This is a genomic window from Cellulosimicrobium sp. ES-005, from assembly GCF_040448685.1.
Classification (GTDB): Bacteria; Actinomycetota; Actinomycetes; order Actinomycetales; family Cellulomonadaceae; genus Cellulosimicrobium; species Cellulosimicrobium cellulans_G.
In genome coordinates, this window is the sequence record NZ_CP159290.1 from 1,608,267 (window position 1) to 1,624,328 (window position 16,062).

A 16,062-nucleotide genomic window follows, 5' to 3' on the forward strand; every position below is an offset into this window, starting at 1 on the left:
GGGCGCCCGTCACGGACGGCGGAGCTCGGCGGGCAGGTCGTCGCGGTGGCGGACGGCGAGCGACGTCACCGCGCGGGTCAGGCAGACGTACAGCCGCCGCAGGCCCGTGACCCGGTCGGGCTCGCCCCGGACGACGCCCTCCGGGTCGTCCAGCACGACGTGGTCGAACTCCAGCCCCTTCGCGAGCGACGCGGGCACGAGGTCGAGGCGCGCGTCGAACTCGACCGCGCCGTCGTCGTCCGACGCCTCGCCGACGACCGCGAAGGCGAGGCCCGCCGCGGCGAGCGCCGCGCGTGCGGCGTCCGTGCCGGCGTCGGGCACGATCAGACCGACCGACCCCTCCCGGGCGAGCGCCGTGCGGACCAGGTCCACGAGCGGCTCCGTGGTGAGGACCAGCTCTCCCCGCGCTCGGCGGACGGCCACCGGGGGAGCGAGGTCCGGCGCGATCGAGGGCAGCAGGCGGGCCGCGTACTCGATGACGTCGCCGGGGACGCGGAAGCCGGCCGTGAGCTGCTCCACGTGGCCGTCGGGCTTGCCGAGGTGCGTCAGCGCGTCGGTCCACGAGGAGACTCCCCACGGCGTCGTCGCCTGGGCCAGGTCGCCCAGCACCGTCAGGGAGCCGGTGCGCGCCCGGCGCCCGAGAGCGCGCAGCATCATCGGCGACAGGTCCTGCGCCTCGTCCACCACGACGTGCGCGACCGACGCGCCGCGGGCCAGCAGGTCCGCGACCTCGTCGAGCAGGACGAGGTCGGCCAGCGTCCAGCGGGCGGTGCCCGGCGTGCGGGACGGTCGGAGCGGGCGCAGCAGCTCCTGCTCCGTCGCGGTGAGGACGCCGTCGGCGTTCGCGGCGAGGAACGCGGGGTCGACGAGGAGCCGGTGCAGCAGCGCCGTCGGCGTGACCTTGGGCCACACCGCGGCGGTGTAGTCCCGGACCGGCCGCGTGCGCGCGAGCGCGTCCCACGCCCGCTCGTCGAGCGCCTCGCCGGACTCCTCGATCTGCACGAGGATCCGGTGCGCGAGCGCGTGCCGCAGGTGGTCGCGACCGGCGTCGAAGCGCGGCTCCCGGCCGACCACCTGCGCCACGCACTCGCGGGCCTCGTGCGCGGGGACGCGCCAGCGGCGCGCACCGCGCGGCAGCACGAGCGCCTCGGACGGCTCGACGAGGTGCGACCACACGGCGCGGCGGAGCACCTCGGCCATGCGCCCGTCGCCCTTGAGCCGGGCGACGTCCGCGGGCTCCGTCCCGCGCAGGCGACCGTGCACCGCGACGATCTGCTCGACGGTCGTCTGGGTCGCGTCGACCTCGCCCAGGGCGGGCAGGACGTCGCGGATGTACCGCAGGAAGCTCGCGTTGGGCCCCACGACGGTCATGCCGGCGCGGCTCACCCGCTCCCGGTGGGAGTACAGCAGGTACGCGGCGCGGTGCAGCCCGACGGCGGTCTTTCCGGTGCCGGGCGCGCCCTGCACGACGACGGTCCGGTCGATCCCGCTGCGCACGATGACGTCCTGCTCGGGCTGGATGGTGGCGACGATGTCGCGCATCGGCCCGGTACGGGGCCGCTCGATCTCGGCCTCGAGGATCGCGGAGGACTCCGCACCAGGACCCGGGGCGGTGAGCGGCTCGTCCTCGAAGCCGGTGAGGGCGCCGCGCTGGAAGCCGTAGCGGCGGCGGACGGCGACTCCCATCGGCTCGGTGCGGGTGGCCCGGTAGAAGGGGGTGCTCACCGGGGCGCGCCAGTCGACGACGAGCGGGTTGCCCTGGGGGTCGGAGACGTGGCGGCGTCCGATGTGGAAGACCTCGGCGGGCTCGTGGCCGGTGCCGTCGAGGTCGATGCGTCCGAAGAAGAGCGGAACCTCGGGGTTGTCGGCGAGCTGGGCGAGCCGACGGGCGAGCGCCGCCTCGAGGTACTCGGCGCTGACCCGGTCTCCCGCGAGCGCGTCGAGCGACCTGGCCTGCTCGCGCATGCGGGCGAGCTGCGCGCGGGCGTTCTCCAGGAACTCCTGCTCTCGCGCGAGCTCGCCCGAGGTGTCCCCGGCGGTCGCCGCGGTCGGTGCGTCGGGGGCGGACGGTACGGCGGGGGCGGGCACGACAGACCTCCGGGAGCGGGATGTTGAGGGGGCGGGCCATCCTACGGGGCCGCCGCCCCCTCCGATGGGCCGGTCGCTGGTCCGCCGAGCCGCTCGGGAGCGGTAATCTTGCTGGCGCGGACGAGTCGGTCGGACGGTCGCGTCGAGGGGCCTCGTGCTCCTCGCCGAGGAACGTCCGGGCTCCGAAGGGCAAGGTGGTGGGTAACGCCCACCCGGGGTGACCCGCGGGACAGTGCCACAGAGAACAGACCGCCACGTCAGGCAGGGCTTCGGCTCCGCCCGGCGCGGTAAGGGTGAAACGGTGGTGTAAGAGACCACCAGCGGGCCGGGTGACCGGTCCGGCTCGGTAAACCCCACCTGGAGCAAGGTCAGACAGACTGTGTCGGAGGGCTGCCCGCCCGATTCTCCTCGGAGAAGCACAGTCGGGTAGACCGCTCGAGCCCTGCGGCGACGCAGGGCCTAGATGGATGACCGTCGCCCGCGCGAGGGCGACCTCGCGCGGGAACAGAACCCGGCGTACAGACCGGCTCGTCCGCATCTAGGCCTCTGACCTGCGGTTATGCAAAGTTCGGTAGCAAGGACATCACAGAGACAGCGCAGCGAGCGGCGCGCACCGGGCTAACTGGAGGTTCGGCTGCGGGTCTCTGGGAGGTGCCGCACCCTCCAGGCGGCCTGCACGTCATGCACACCATGTCGCCGTGCGGGAATCTGCTCGACCATGGGACGGAAGTCGTCGGGGCCACCATGCGGGAGCACGCCTGCTGCCTAGGACATGTCGGCGAAGGGGTCGGCACTGTCCGGTAGCCAGTTCTTTGCCGGGTGGACCGATCGCCAGTGACGCGCGATGTCGATGCGTCGCGCGACCCACACATCGGGGTGGCTGGCGACCAGGCCAAGGAAGCGCTTGAGGTCGGCTGCGCGCCCGGGCCGCCCGGAGATTCGCAGGTGGAGTCCGATGCTCATCATCTTGGGGCTATCGGCGCCCTCGTCGAGAAGCTGCTCCAGGCCGCGGGTCAGATACGCGGAGAAGGACTCGGACTGGAAGCCATAGGTGTTGACGTACCGTCCGTCGTTGTTGTCGAGCGTATACGGGACGACGAGCTGGGCGATGCCGTCGACGTCGACCCAGTAGGGCAGGTCGTCGCTGAACGAGTCGGAGTCGTAGAGGAATCCGCCGTGCTCGACGACCAGGCGGCGGGTGCTGTCGCTGTTGCGACCGGTGTACCACCCGGCGGGCGGTTCGCCGGCGACATCGGTGTGGATGCGGACGGCCTGCGCGATGTGGTCGCGCTCGACGTCGGAGCCCACCTCGGCATAGTTGATCCAGCGCAGCGAATGCGACGCGATCTCCCAGCCGGACTCCTGCGCGGCCGCCACAAGGCCCGGGTTGCGCCGCATCGACTCAGCGATGCCGAAGACGGTGACGGGCAGCGAGCGCTCGGCGAACAGGCGATGCAGGCGCCAGAAGCCAGCACGAGTCCCGTACTCGTACTGGGACTCGACGTTGAGGTTACGACGACCCGACAGTGCGGTCGTCGGCTCCTCGGTCAGGAACGCCTCGGATGCAGCGTCGCCGTGCAGGACGTTGTTCTCCCCGCCCTCCTCGAGGTTGATGACGAACGAGACGGCGACCTTCGCACCGCCCGGCCACCCCGCGTGCGGAGGACGCCCGGCATAGCCGGAGAGGTCGCGCGGATAGGGCTGCTCGATAGGGTGCGTCGTTGTCATCGCGTGTCTCTCCGTCGGGGTGATGTCGGTCGCCGACGCGCCGACTAGAATGCGTGGTGTTCGTTAGTCACATCTGACCAACATCGGCCAACGATGGCCCCGACTCGCCATCCGCGTCAAGCGGACGGGCCTGGAGAGGACACACATGAACGATCGCGAAGGCGCGATGCTCGCTCTGGCGCACGCCATCTCGACGTCGGACGTTCCCGTGGGCACGCGCAACGCCCAACGCGAGCTCGCGGCACGTGGGATGGTCCTCAGCGAATCCTCCGTGTCTCGCCTCCTGCGCGAGATGGATCGGCGCGGGTGGACGACCCCGGCGGGGACGAAGGGGCGCACCCTTTCGGCAGAGGGGCGGCGCCGCGCCGCAGAGGCGGTCTTGGCGGAGCGGACGTCGGACTCGCTGCAGCACGCGGTGCGCGATGTTCAGGACCTGCTCGACCTGCTGCGCGCACGACAGGCCGTCGAGAGCGCTGTGGCTGCCGACGCGGCCCGCAATCCCAGCGGTGAGGGTGTCGCCGAGCTGCGACGGCTGTGCTCCGATCACGCGAACGCGGTCGGGAGCATGCCGATGATCGAGCAGCCTGGTCTTCAGTTCCATCGCGGCGTGGTGGAGCTGGCGAGCAACCGGATGCTCAAGCTCGCCGCCGACATGATGCTGGCCCCGCACCTGGACCGGGTCGAGGCTGTGCTCGACGCGATCTTGTCCACCCGCCGCGACGAGGAGCGTGTCGTCGCCGAGCACCGGGACGTCCTCGAGCGCATCGAGGCTCGCGATCCCGCGGGTGCTCAGGCAGCGATGGAGGCGCACTTCGACGACATGATCGCAGCGGCGGAGAACGCCCTGGTGGGAAGCGGTGGCGCTCTCGTCGAGCGCCTCCTCGGCTGGGTCGAGGCCGTGCCCGATGTCATTCGACGCTGACCTGGTCGGCGTTAGTCAGAATTGACAGACGCCTGATCGGGTGTGCAGACTGCCGCCGTCGACGGAAACGACCGTCGGATCGACGACGCAACGACGGCAGGAGCAGATGGTGGCCTCAGGCACGATGGTTCCGGCACGGGTGCTGATCAACCCGACCGAGGACCGGTTCCAGGACGAGCACCGCATGTGGCAGGGCATCCCCTCGATCGAGCGGACGGCCGGTGGCCGTCTCTACGTCGACTGGTACACGGGGATGGAGACGGAGACCGGTGGCAACTTCGTCCTGGCAGTAACCAGCGACGACGAGGGCCGAACCTGGGACGGTCCTCGGTTCGTCGTCGAGCACCCCGATCCGCAGGTGCGCGTGTACGACCCGGCACTGTGGCGCGACCCGGCCGACCGGCTGTGGATGTTCTGGAACCAGAGCCGCGACTTCTTCGACGGCCGGGTCGGGGTGTGGGCGTCGGTTAGCGAGAACCCTGACGACGACACGCCCTCTTGGTCGCCGCCGCGGCGAATCGCCAACGGCCTGCAGATGAACAAGCCGACGGTGCTGTCCGACGGCACCTGGCTCTTCCCGACCGCCATCTGGGCATGCCACGAGCCCACCGAGGACCACCCCCTCGACGGCGAGCGGTTCTCGAACGTGTACGCCTCCACCGACCAGGGCGAGACCATCAGGTACAGGGGCAGCGCTGACGTCCCGAACCGCAGCTTCGACGAGCACATGGTCGTCGAGAAGCAGGACGGCACGCTGTGGATGCTGGTGCGCTGCTTCGACGGCGTGGGGGAGTCATTCTCCACCGATGGCGGACGCACATGGTCGCCCGGCCGGCGCAGCCACGTGGACGGCCCGTGCTCGCGGTTCCACATCCGACGAATGCCCTCTGGACGCCTGCTCATGATCAACCACGTCGACTTCGGCGAGCGGCGCACCGTCGAGGAGCTCGAGCTGCAGGGCAACGTCAAGGAGTGGAAGGGGCGTACCAACCTCACTGCTCTCCTCAGCGACGACGACGGGGCCACCTGGCCGCACCGCCTGCTGCTCGACGACCGCGACGACGTGTCCTACCCCGACGCGGCGATCGGCCCCGACGGCCAGATCTACGTGACCTACGACCACGACCGGTTCGGCGACCGGGGGATCTACCTCGCCCGCATCACCGAGGAGGACATCCTCGCCGGCACCCCGAGCAGCCCCGGCTCCGAGCTCGCCCTGCTCGTCAACCGCGCGCTCGCCCGAGTGCACTGACACAGAACTCCGGACACCGGCACGCGCGCCGGTCCGGGCCATGGCCGCAACGCGGCCCCGATCGCTCGTCGGCATGAACGCGCACGGGCGACCACCAGAAGGTGCTGTCAGCGACGACCGCACCATGACACGTCCCCGGAGGGACACCATGACTCGAGCTCAGCAGACCAAGACCCGCTGGACCGTCCTGCCCAACTGGAAGTTCCAGATCCTCCCGCGGGACACGCGCACGATCATCACGTGCGTGTTCCTCGGACTGACGATGGCTGTCATCCTGCAGATCACCGAGCGTATCGACCTCGCCCTGACCGGCGGGAGCATCCCGATCGTCTCGGCGATCGTCGTGTGCGCCATCTGGGTTCCGTCCGCCGCGTTCTACGGGCTGACGGGCGCCTTGATCACGGCGTGGATCAACCCGATCATCTCCAACCTCACCGCATCCCAGCCGATGGCACCGTTCCTGTTCCTGACGAACGCTGCCCACACCGTCCCGGTGGCTCTGCTGGTCTGGGCGCTCAAGCCGCGCGACCGCGGCCTCAAGCTCTGGCAGGTCGTGGTCATCGGCCAGATCGCCGGCCTGTGCGACGCCATGATGTTCGGCATCGGCAACCGCGTGATCCTGCACCTGCCCTGGGACTTCATCACCGTGCAGATCCTCATCGTCCAGCCGTGCTACCTCGTGGGCTCCTTCATCACCTACGGGATCATGCGCCGACTGGTGAACACGGGCCTGGTTCCCAAGGAGCGCGCCACCGCTGGGAGCCTCGATGCGGTGTGACCTGACCATCTCGTCCGCGGGAGGAGCACGATGAGTGGCACGATGCTGTTCCGTCCCGGCCGGTCCTTCCTGCACCGTGCCGACGCCCGGGCGAAGCTGGCAGTGATCCTGCTCGTCCTGGCCGTAGCGCTCAGCACGACCCGGCTCGACGTTCTCGTCGCGCTCACCGTCCTGATCGTCATCGGGCTCGCTGCGCTCGCGCGCATCACCCCAGCCTCCTATTGGAAGGCGCTCGTCCTCATCGTTCCCCTGATCGCGCTGCTGACGCTCCTGCAGGCGCTGGTTCAGGGAGGCCCGGCGCTGATGCACATCGGCTCAGTCTCGCTGTCCCGCTCGGGGGTGCTCCTCGGGCTCGGCATCGGGATGCGGCTGTTCGCGATGGGCATCTGCTTCTACGGGTTCTCCGTCACCACGAGTCCCTCGGACATTGCCCTCGCGCTGGACAAGCTCGGTGTGCCGTACCGGTTCGCCTATCTGACGAGCTTCGCGTTCCGGTTCCTGCCGCTGCTACAGGACGAGGCGCGCACCCTGCTGACCGCCATGGCCGTGCGCGGGTCCAGCGAGAGCGGCTCCAGCAACCCGTTCAGACGCGGACGAGCGATCGTGCGGATGCTGTTCCCCATGCTTGCGGGATCGATGAAGCGCAGCGGCGACATCGCCCTATCGATGGAGCTGCGCGGTTACGGGCTGCGCGGCACGCGCACGTACTACCGCTCGCCGGTCTTCCGCGCCACCGACGCCGCCCTGCTGCTGTGCACCCTTGCGCTCGCTGTCGCCCTCATCGGCGTGCAGTGGTGGGCCCCGACCCCGTTCCTGGGAGGAACGTGACATGACCACACCAGCCATCGAGGTCGCCGGCCTCAGCGTCCGGTACGACGGCGCCGACCGCCGTGCCCTCGACGAGGTCGACCTGACCATCGGACAGGGTGAGATCGTCGGCATCCTCGGCCCGACCGGTGCAGGCAAGTCCACGCTCCTGCAGTGCCTGTCCGGCGTCATCCCCTTGCACGAGCACCACGCGAGCCTGAAGGGAACCGTCCGCGTCCTTGGTCGCGAGCTCTCCGAGTATGACGGGTTGGCCCAGATCACCGAGGACGTCGGGCTCGTCATGCAGGATCCAGAGGTCCAGCTCGTCAACACGGTCGTGCGCGAGGAACTCGTCTGGGGCATGGAGAACCGCGGCGTGCCCGTCCCGGAGATCGAGCGGCGCCTTGCCCGAGCGGCGCACCTGTTCGACATCGAGCGGCTGCTCGACCGCTTCACCCACGCGCTCTCGGGCGGGGAGAAGCAGCGCGTCGTGGTCGCCTCGATCTTCTGCCTCAGCCCGCGAATCATGCTGCTGGACGAGCCCACGTCAGAGCTCGACCCGGCAGGGACCGAGAACGTCATGGACGCCATCCGCGTACTCGCCGACGAGGGCGTGACCATCATCGTCGTCGAGCACAAGGTCGAGGAGCTGGCGGTGTACGCCGACCGGCTCGTCGTCCTCGACGAAGGGCGCATCCGCGCTCTAGGCACCCCGCGAGACGTCCTTGAAGGGCCGACCGCACCCGAGCGCCCGCAGGTCCTGGACGTCGCACTGCGGCTGCGCGAGCAGGGCCTGTGGCCCGGACAGCTGCCGCTGTCCGTCCAGGAGGCGGTCGACACGTGGCGCCGGGCTGACCTGGCCGAGCCGATGCTGCACGAGGGGAGACTGGCATGACGAGCACCGAGACGGTCATCGAGATCGACAACGTCGAGCACACCTACGGCGGAACGAAACGCGCGCTCGCAGGGGTGTCGCTGTCCATCGGCCAGGGCGAGTTCGTCGCAGTGATCGGGAAGAACGGCTCCGGCAAGACGACGCTCGCCAAGCACTTCAACGGGCTCCTGCGACCGACCAACCCCGGCGGCAGCGTCCGGCTGCGCACGCGAGACGGCATCGTGGACACCCGGCGCACCAAGCTGCACCAGCTCGCCTCCACGGTCGGATACGTGTTCCAGAACCCTGACCGACAGATCTTTCACGACACCTGCCGAGAAGAGCTGGAGTACGGGCCGCGCAACCTCGGCGTCGAGGAGTCCGCACTCGAGGATCAGGTCAACCGCACCCTCGCCCTCGTGGGACTCTCCGGGCGCCAGGACGCCAACCCCGTCCACCTGTCGCGTGGTGAGCGCCAGCGGCTTGCCATCGCCTCGACCCTCGTCATGGGATGCGAGGTCGCCGTCATCGACGAGCCGACCACCGGGCAGGACCGTGCCGAGTCCCGCAAGATCCTGGACGCCCTGGCCCACCATCACGCACTGGGACGCACGGTGGTGATCATCTCCCACGACATGGCTCTCGTCGCCGAGTACGCGACGCGCGTCATCGCGATGCGCGAGGGAGCCGTCCTTGCCGACGGCACCCCAGCAGAGGTGTTCTCCCGGAGGGCGGTGCTCGAGGAGACCAATATCCGCCCGCCGCAGGCCGCTGTCCTTGCCGCCGAGCTCGGCCTGCACGGCGTCCTGACGGTCGACGACGCAGTCCACGCAATGACACGCGAGCGCGCCGCCGCTCCTGTTGCCGGCCGGCACCGACCGTAAGGAGAGCCCATGCACTACCTGATCACCGGAGCCAATGGCTTCGTCATGAGCGTCCTCGCGGCGAGGATCCTTGACGCCGAGCCGGACGCTCAGGTCACGGCGATCGACCTGCACGATCCCGACCAGGCAGCTCTCGACAACCTTGGCCCGCAGGCCCAGCGCGCCCACTTCCGTGCCGTCGACGTCACCGACGCCGACGCGGTAGCACAGGCGGTCCGTGAGGCGAGCCCGGACGCGATCGTGCACGGCGCGACCGTCACACACGACGCCCGCAGCGAGGTCGAGAACCCTGCCCGATTCACCGGGGTCAACGTCGAGGGGACGGTCAACCTGCTGGACGCCGCACGCCGTCTGCCGCAAGCGCCGCGCATCGTCCTGGTCAGCAGCGGCGCGGTCTACGGGTCCTCGCCCGAGACGCTGCTGACCGAGGAGAGCGCGCCCCGCCCCGACGAGCTCTACGGCATCAGCAAGTGGGCGAGCGAGCTCGTCGCCCGCCGCTTCGCCGAGCTGCACGCTCTGCCCACGACCATCACGCGACTGACGAAGATGTTCGGGCCGATGGAGCGACCCACTGGTGGACGGGCGGTCATGTCGCTCCCGTTCCACCTCGCGGCCGCCGCAGTGCGGGGAGAACCGGCTCGATTGACGGCCCGGACTCTTGAAGCGTGCGGCGACTGGCTCAGCGCCGACAGTGCGACCGACGCGCTGCACAAGGCTGCCCGCCATGGGGGAGACCCGGGTACGACACGCACCCTGAACATCTCCTCCGGCCGACGCACCAGCGTGCGCGAGCTCGTCGCGGCGTTCGGCGTCGACGTCGTCGAGACGCCGCTCGACGTGGCCGAGGCCGACATGGACCCGCGCGACGACCACGGGAAGAACGGCGTCTACGTGTCGGAGCGCGCCCAGTCAGAGCTTGGCTGGTCACCTGGCGACCTTCAGATGCAGGTGTCCCACTACCTCGAGTGGGCCCGCGTCCACGCACATCTGCTCCAGCCTGCCGGTGGCGCGTCGTGACGCCCGGCCTCGTCGCCTTGGACTGGGGCACGACAGCCTGCCGCGCCTACCTCCTCGACGACACCGGCACGGTGCTAGCACGACGAACGAGCCAGGACGGCGTGGCGACGATCAGCCGGCGTGCGATCGTTGACGGCCATAGTCGGGAGCGTGCCTTCGAGGACGCCCTGGTGCTGCTGTGCGGGGACTGGCTGGCGCGCACCCCAGGGCTCCCGGTCCTCGCGAGCGGCATGGTCGGCAGCGACCAAGGCTGGCAGCACACGCCCTACCTGCCGCTACCGGTCGAGCTCGCGCGAGACGACGTGCCATTGACCGCGGTGCGCACCCGGATCGCGGACGTGCACCTGCTGCCCGGGGTGACGTCTGCGCAGGGAGCCTTGACCGAGGTCGCCCGGGGAGAGGAGACCCAGGCGCTCGGGGTCCTCCTGCAGATCCGTCCCGCTGACGACGAGGAGACCGTCCTCGTCCTTCCCGGGACCCACTCCAAATGGCTGCGAGCGCGAGGCACACGCCTGACCTCGCTAGCGACAGCCCTGACCGGCGAGCTGTACGCAGCCTTGCTCGCGCACACCGTTCTCGGTCACGACGTGCGCGCGCCGCAGGCTCCGAGCTGGTCGGCGTTCGACCGCGGCTTGGACGTCGCCTGGGACCATCAGGTCGAAGGGACCGTCCTCACGCTCTTCTCGGCGCGGGCCCTGGTCGTGACGGGGCAGCTGCCCGCCGACGACGTGCCGGACTACCTCTCAGGTCTCCTCGTGGGTGCAGAGATCGCAGGCATCGCAAGAGCCTGGCTCAGCTCGTCACATGGTCAGCCCGTCGTCGTGGGGGAGCCGCACCTGCAGGAGCGGTACGTCCGAGCGCTGACGCGGTACGGGACGCAGGCTCGCCTCGCCGACAACGACGTCACCGCGGGCGGACTGCACCACGTCGCTGTGCGCGTCGGCCTTGTCCCTTCACCTACGACCGCAGGAGCCCTCCCATGACCTCATCGGCGGACCCGGCACTGCTCGTCGCCATCCTGCGTGGACTGCCGTCCACCGAAGCGCCGACCGTAGGCACCGCCCTCTACGGCGCGGGAATCCGCACGCTGGAGGTGCCGCTCACGACACCAGACTCCCTGCGCAGCATCACCGCGCTGCGCTCCTGTCTGCCCGAGGACGTTCAAGTCGGCGCCGGGACGGTCAGGACGATCGAGGACGTGGCTCGAGCGCATGAGGCGGGCGCCTCGCTCATCGTCTCCCCACACGTCGACCCGGCCGTCATCGGCGCTGCGCTCGCACGCTCGATGCGATGCCTGCCTGGAGTCGCGACGATCACCGAGGCTCTCACCGCCCTCGCCGCCGGCGCTGCAGAACTCAAGGTGTTCCCGGCCGACCAGGTCGGCACCAGCGGACTGCGCGCCTGGCGAACCGTCCTTCCCGAGGGCATCGCCCTCTATCCCGTCGGAGGCGTGGGCGCAGCCAACCTTGCCATCTGGGCTGCGGCCGGGGCGGACGGGTTCGGTGTCGGGGGCTCGCTGTACCAGCCCGGCATGGGCACCAGCGACCTGGTCGCGGGTGCGAAGGCACTTGTTGCCGCCCACCGCGCCCTCTGCTGCTGACAGCGACAACCCGTTCAAGGGCATCGGAACCTGCCTGCGTAGGTCGGCCATCAGGTTTCTCCCTGTACCGCGAGAGGCAAGCAGGACGTGTGGTCGGACGTCCCGTGAAGGCCGGCTCGCGCAGGTGAGTGAATGCTGCGCAGGCTGGGAGAACGGGCTGCACCGCCACCCTGTGCTCCGGTCCGAGCGGCCCGGCACCGTAGGTGCGCCGTGGGCGCAGTCCGACCCGAGCGTCATCGGCTCGCCCGTCTCCGCGTCGTCGGCCGGAGCGAGGCCGCGCCCGACGGCACCTGGAAGTCGTCGGACATCGCGCGGGTCCGGCGAGCGGCCTGGAGGCGGGGGGACACCGGGGGAGGGTCGGGGCGCAGGGGCCGGCCCGGGAGGGCGGTGGTGAGCCTGCCGTCGCGCAGGACGGGCACGCCCGCGACGAGCACGTCGTCCACGCCGGACGCCGGGCGGCGCGGGTCCTCGTAGGTCGCTTCGTCGCGGACCTGGTCGGGGTCGACGAGGGCGAGGTCTGCGACCGCGCCGGGCACCACCGTGCCGCGCCCGGGGAGGGCGAACCGTGCGGCGGGTCGGGTGGACAGGTGCGTGACGGCGTCGTGCCAGGTCCAGTCCCTGAGCGTACGCACGTGCTCGGCGAGGAAGCGCGCGAACGCGCCCCACCCGCGCGGGTGGGGTCGGCCGCCGCCTGCGACGGGCGCGTAGATCGCGTCGGACCCGCCGACGTGCGCGCGGTGGCGTAGCAGGGCACGCACGGAGTCGGGTGAGTTGGTCGGGGGTTGGGCGAACACGCACGAGGCGCGCAGGCGGGTCGCGACGAGCAGGTGCACCGCGGTCTGGGCGGGGGTCAGGCCCAGGTGGGCGGCGACGTCGGGCAGGGTCATGCCCTCGGTCCAGGTCAGGTCCTCGGCGGGTCGGGCGTCGGGGGCTCCGGCGGCGGTGCCGGTGGGGACCGCGGCCATGGTGATGCGGGGCCACAGGTCGGTCAGGGTGGGGAAGTGCTCGCGGTGCAGGCGGTCCAGGACGGCGGGGTCGGTCAGGGCGGTCACGGTCGCGTCGACGTCGGCGACGGGCAGCCAGGTGGGTAGGGACACCATGGACAGGATGGAGCAGCCGCGCAGGTAGGGGTAGGAGTCGAAGGTGACGTCCAGGCCCTGGGCGTGGGCGTCCTCGACGTACCCGAGCAGCTCGGCGGCGGGGCCGTGGTAGTGCGAGACGTGGGTCGCGACGCCCGTCGCGCGCGCGAGGCGCACGAGCTCGGCGAACGCGGGCCCGGCTTTGTCTTCGTAGCCGCGCATGTGCGACACGTGGGGGAGGCCGCGGGCGGCGAGGATGCTGGTGAGGGCGACGAGCTCGGTCTCGTCGGCGTACGTGGCCGGGACGTACTCCAGGCCGGTCGACATCCCGAGGGCGCCGTCGTCGAGCGCGGTGGTGAGCAGGGCGCGCATGCGGTCGGTCTCGGCGGGCGTCGCGGGGCGGGCCGCGGGGCCCAGGACCGCGTAGCGGATCGTGCCGTGCGGGGCGAGGTAGCCGACGTTGACCCGGGTCGTGCGGTCGTAGGTCGCGAGGAGGTCGGCGACGGACCCGCCGCGGAAGGTGGGGTGGGTGCCGTTGATCGCGGCGAAGTACCCGCTCGCCCAGGCCGCGGCGTCGTGCAGGCCCGACGCCGTCTCGGCGCCCGGGCCGCGTGCCTGGCCCGGGCCGCGTGCCTCGCCCGGGCCGCGGGCCTGGCCCGGGGCGGGCGAGGGCGCGTAGGACACCCCGTCCTGCCCGACCACGACGCTCGTCACGCCCTGACGCAGCATCGCGAGCTGCACGTCCTCGTCCAGGACCGCGGCCTCGCCGTGCACGTGCGCGTCCACGAACCCCGGCAGCACCAACCGCCCGCCCGCATCGACGATCGCCACGTCCTCGGGCAACGCCCGCGCCCCGGCCGCAGGGCCGACGCTCTCGACCCGGCCCCCACGAACCGTCACGTCCACCGGAGAGGAGGCACCGCCGTCGGACCCGACCAGCCGAGCACCACGGACCACCAGCCCACTCACCGCGCGAGACCGTCTCGGTTCGTGTGCCCGAGCAGTGCGGCGATCGCGGTGATCGCGGCGCTCGCCGCGATGCCCGCCACCAGGTGGAGCTGCAGGAGCAGCGCGCCCGCCAGCGCGCCGAGGATCATGAGGACGACGGCGGCGCCTCGGCGCGCCCATGGCTGGTCGACGCGGTGGCCGAGCCATGAATCGGCGGCGAGGCCGGTGATGGTCGACGTGACGACGACGGTGGTCACGTCGGCGACCTTGACGTGTCGGGCGGCGGCCGCCTGGGCGCCCATCGCGAGAGCGAGGAACGCCGTCACGAGCATCCCCAGCACCGACGGAGCGGAGGTCTCGTGGGTCCCGAGATCGCCCGCGAGGGCGAGCGCTGCGCCGAGGGTGAGAAGGGTCGTGACGCCGAGAAGGAGGGCGCGGGTCCGTGGGGTCCACCCGGTGACGGAACCGCGGAGGACCCGTCCGCCGAGCGCGGCGCCGAGGACGAACGCGCCGAGCGCGAGCGACGGCCCCGCGACGGGCAGGTCCGCGCCGGCCAGGCCCATACCGAGGATGACGACGTTGCCGGTCATGTTCCCGGCGAACACCCGGTCGAGGCCGAGGTAGCCGACGGCGTCGATGACGCCGGTCGAGAACGTGAGGGCCAGGAGCTGGGGGACCGGGGTGAGCGGAGCGCGGGCGGTGGGGCGCCGGTTCTGCACGTGAGGCTGCCTTTCGTCGGTGTGAGTTCCGCAGAGGGGGTGACAAGACGGGGGGAGGTGTGTCTACACTCTCCGCACCTCATTATTCTCAAGCTGAGAGAAATTATGCACCCTGCCACTGAACCCCGTGCCACCAACCGCAGCGCGATCCTGTCCGTGCTGCTGTCGGGGCAGACCCTGGAGCGCAGCCAGATCGTGGAGGCGACCGGGCTCAGCCGTGCGACCGTCTTCCGGGTCGTCGACGACCTGCGGTCTCGCGGGCTCGTTCGCGACGCCGCGACGCTGCCGTCGTCGAGCCCGGGCCGGCCGTCGACGCCGGTCGTCTTCGACGGGAGCGTGCAGACCGTGTGCGGGGTCGACCTCGGTGGGACCAACTGCCGCTTCGCCGTATCGGACACGCTCGGACGGACACTGGTCCGTTCGAAGCACCCGACGCCCCGGCAGCTCGACGGACCGGCGATGGGCACCTGGATGGCCGAGCGTGTGCACGAGCTCGTCGCGCTCACGGCCGAGGACCACGGTGCCCTGGGGGCGGTGGCGATCGGCGTGCCGGGTGCCGTCTCCGGCGACAAGACCGCCGTGGTGGGGTCTCACAACCTCCCGCAGATCCTCGGGACCACGTTCATCGACACGTTCCGCGACGGGGTCGGTGTGCCGACGACGCTGGACAACGACTCCAACCTCGCCCTCGTGGGCGAGCTCCAGTACGGCGGGCTCGCCGAGAACGAGACGGCGGCGCTGCTGACGCTCGGCACGGGCCTCGGCTCGGCGGTCGCGCTGCGTGGTCGCGTGCTCTACGGACGCACGGGCGTGCTCGGCGAGTTCGGCCGCCTGCAGGTGCCCGGGACCGAGACCCGACTGCGTGACCTCGTCTCTGGCGCCGGCCTCGTGGCCTTCGCCCAGGAGCGCGGCCACGACATCACCTCGGCGCGCGAGGTGCTCGACGAGCCCGAGCGCTTCCCCGACCTCGTCCCCCTCATCCGGTCTGCGCTCGTCCACCTCGTCTCGCTCGTCGGCCTGTCCTACGAGCCGCGGACCGTCATCGTCACCGGCGGCTTCGCGGACGGGCTCGAGGACGAGACCCTCGACGCAGTCCAGGCGCAGGTCCTCGACCTGGTGGGCGTCAGCACGGTCCTGCGCCGGACCGAGCTCGGCGACTTCGCCGGGCTGCTCGGCGCGCTGGCGGTCGCGCTCGGCGACCTCTATGCCTCCCTCGGCGTGCTCGAAGAGCACATCAGCCGCATCGACGTGGACCGGGCTCGGGCCGTCAAGGCACTCGAAGACGTCCCGGTCCACGCCCCCTGACGACGGCGCGCCGCGCCGCGTTCCCCGAGAAAGCACGACGACGTGGTTTCCCCACGGAAGG

Annotated in this window: 14 protein-coding genes and 1 other RNA gene; 11 read left to right on the top strand and 4 right to left on the bottom strand. The window is 71.1% G+C overall.

Annotation, left to right across the window (positions count from 1 at the left end; all coding sequences use genetic code 11):
• Window positions 1–9: 9 nt before the first annotated feature.
• Entirely contained in the window at window positions 10–2,088 is a 2,079-nt protein-coding gene (locus tag ABRQ22_RS06970; RefSeq protein ID WP_353709025.1) for an AAA family ATPase, read from the bottom strand.
• A gap of 121 nt (window positions 2,089–2,209) precedes the next feature.
• On the opposite strand from ABRQ22_RS06970, the gene rnpB reads away from it, so the two are divergent.
• Window positions 2,210–2,623: RNase P RNA component class A (rnpB, locus tag ABRQ22_RS06975), an RNA gene on the top strand.
• A 230-nt stretch (window positions 2,624–2,853) separates the two neighbouring features.
• Here rnpB and puuE read toward each other — a convergent pair.
• The gene (gene puuE, locus ABRQ22_RS06980) at window positions 2,854–3,816 is read right to left on the bottom strand and encodes an allantoinase PuuE (RefSeq protein ID WP_353709026.1); all 963 of its coding nucleotides are present in this window, start codon (window positions 3,814–3,816) and stop codon (window positions 2,854–2,856) included.
• Window positions 3,817–3,961: 145 nt separating this feature from the next.
• Here puuE and ABRQ22_RS06985 point away from each other — a divergent pair, with 145 nt between their 5' ends.
• The 9 genes from ABRQ22_RS06985 to ABRQ22_RS07025 all read left to right on the top strand — a co-directional run bounded on the left by ABRQ22_RS06985 (window position 3,962) and on the right by ABRQ22_RS07025 (window position 11,950).
• Entirely contained in the window at window positions 3,962–4,738 is a 777-nt protein-coding gene (locus ABRQ22_RS06985) for an FCD domain-containing protein (protein WP_253050200.1), read from the top strand.
• Window positions 4,739–4,847: 109 nt separating this feature from the next.
• Entirely contained in the window at window positions 4,848–5,990 is a 1,143-nt protein-coding gene (locus tag ABRQ22_RS06990) for a sialidase family protein (protein ID WP_353709027.1), read from the top strand.
• Between the two features lie 148 nt (window positions 5,991–6,138).
• Entirely contained in the window at window positions 6,139–6,768 is a 630-nt protein-coding gene (locus ABRQ22_RS06995) for a hypothetical protein (RefSeq protein ID WP_253050196.1), read from the top strand.
• Between the two features lie 30 nt (window positions 6,769–6,798).
• Window positions 6,799–7,596 carry an energy-coupling factor transporter transmembrane component T gene (locus ABRQ22_RS07000; protein WP_253050194.1) on the top strand — a complete coding sequence of 266 codons (798 nt, stop codon included), beginning with the start codon at window positions 6,799–6,801 and terminating at the stop codon, window positions 7,594–7,596.
• Between the two features lies 1 nt (window position 7,597).
• Complete coding sequence (locus tag ABRQ22_RS07005; RefSeq protein ID WP_353709028.1) at window positions 7,598–8,470, top strand: ABC transporter ATP-binding protein; 873 nt, start codon at window positions 7,598–7,600, stop codon at window positions 8,468–8,470.
• On the top strand, window positions 8,467–9,333 hold the full coding sequence (locus ABRQ22_RS07010; RefSeq protein ID WP_353709029.1) for an energy-coupling factor ABC transporter ATP-binding protein: 867 nt from the start codon (window positions 8,467–8,469) through the stop codon (window positions 9,331–9,333). The genes ABRQ22_RS07005 and ABRQ22_RS07010 overlap by 4 nt, the downstream gene beginning before the upstream one ends.
• Window positions 9,334–9,342: 9 nt before the next feature.
• A complete protein-coding gene (locus tag ABRQ22_RS07015; protein WP_353709030.1) occupies window positions 9,343–10,350 on the top strand; it encodes an NAD(P)-dependent oxidoreductase in 1,008 nt (335 codons plus the stop codon).
• Complete coding sequence (locus ABRQ22_RS07020; protein WP_353709031.1) at window positions 10,347–11,333, top strand: 2-dehydro-3-deoxygalactonokinase; 987 nt, start codon at window positions 10,347–10,349, stop codon at window positions 11,331–11,333. Before ABRQ22_RS07015 ends, ABRQ22_RS07020 begins: the two co-directional genes overlap by 4 nt.
• Window positions 11,330–11,950, top strand: coding sequence for a 2-dehydro-3-deoxy-6-phosphogalactonate aldolase (locus tag ABRQ22_RS07025; RefSeq protein ID WP_253050184.1), 621 nt, complete (start codon window positions 11,330–11,332; stop codon window positions 11,948–11,950). The genes ABRQ22_RS07020 and ABRQ22_RS07025 overlap by 4 nt, the downstream gene beginning before the upstream one ends.
• Before the next feature lie 233 nt (window positions 11,951–12,183).
• Here the strand turns inward: ABRQ22_RS07025 and ABRQ22_RS07030 are convergent, their stop codons facing one another.
• The gene (locus ABRQ22_RS07030; RefSeq protein WP_353709032.1) at window positions 12,184–13,860 is read right to left on the bottom strand and encodes an amidohydrolase family protein; all 1,677 of its coding nucleotides are present in this window, start codon (window positions 13,858–13,860) and stop codon (window positions 12,184–12,186) included.
• 134 nt (window positions 13,861–13,994) lie between these two features.
• Window positions 13,995–14,696 (bottom strand): YoaK family protein, encoded by a 702-nt coding sequence (locus tag ABRQ22_RS07035; protein WP_353709033.1) that lies wholly within the window; start codon window positions 14,694–14,696, stop codon window positions 13,995–13,997.
• Between the two features lie 105 nt (window positions 14,697–14,801).
• Between ABRQ22_RS07035 and ABRQ22_RS07040 the strand changes: the two genes are divergently transcribed.
• Window positions 14,802–16,001 (top strand): ROK family protein, encoded by a 1,200-nt coding sequence (locus ABRQ22_RS07040; RefSeq protein WP_353709034.1) that lies wholly within the window; start codon window positions 14,802–14,804, stop codon window positions 15,999–16,001.
• Window positions 16,002–16,062: the final 61 nt, after the last annotated feature.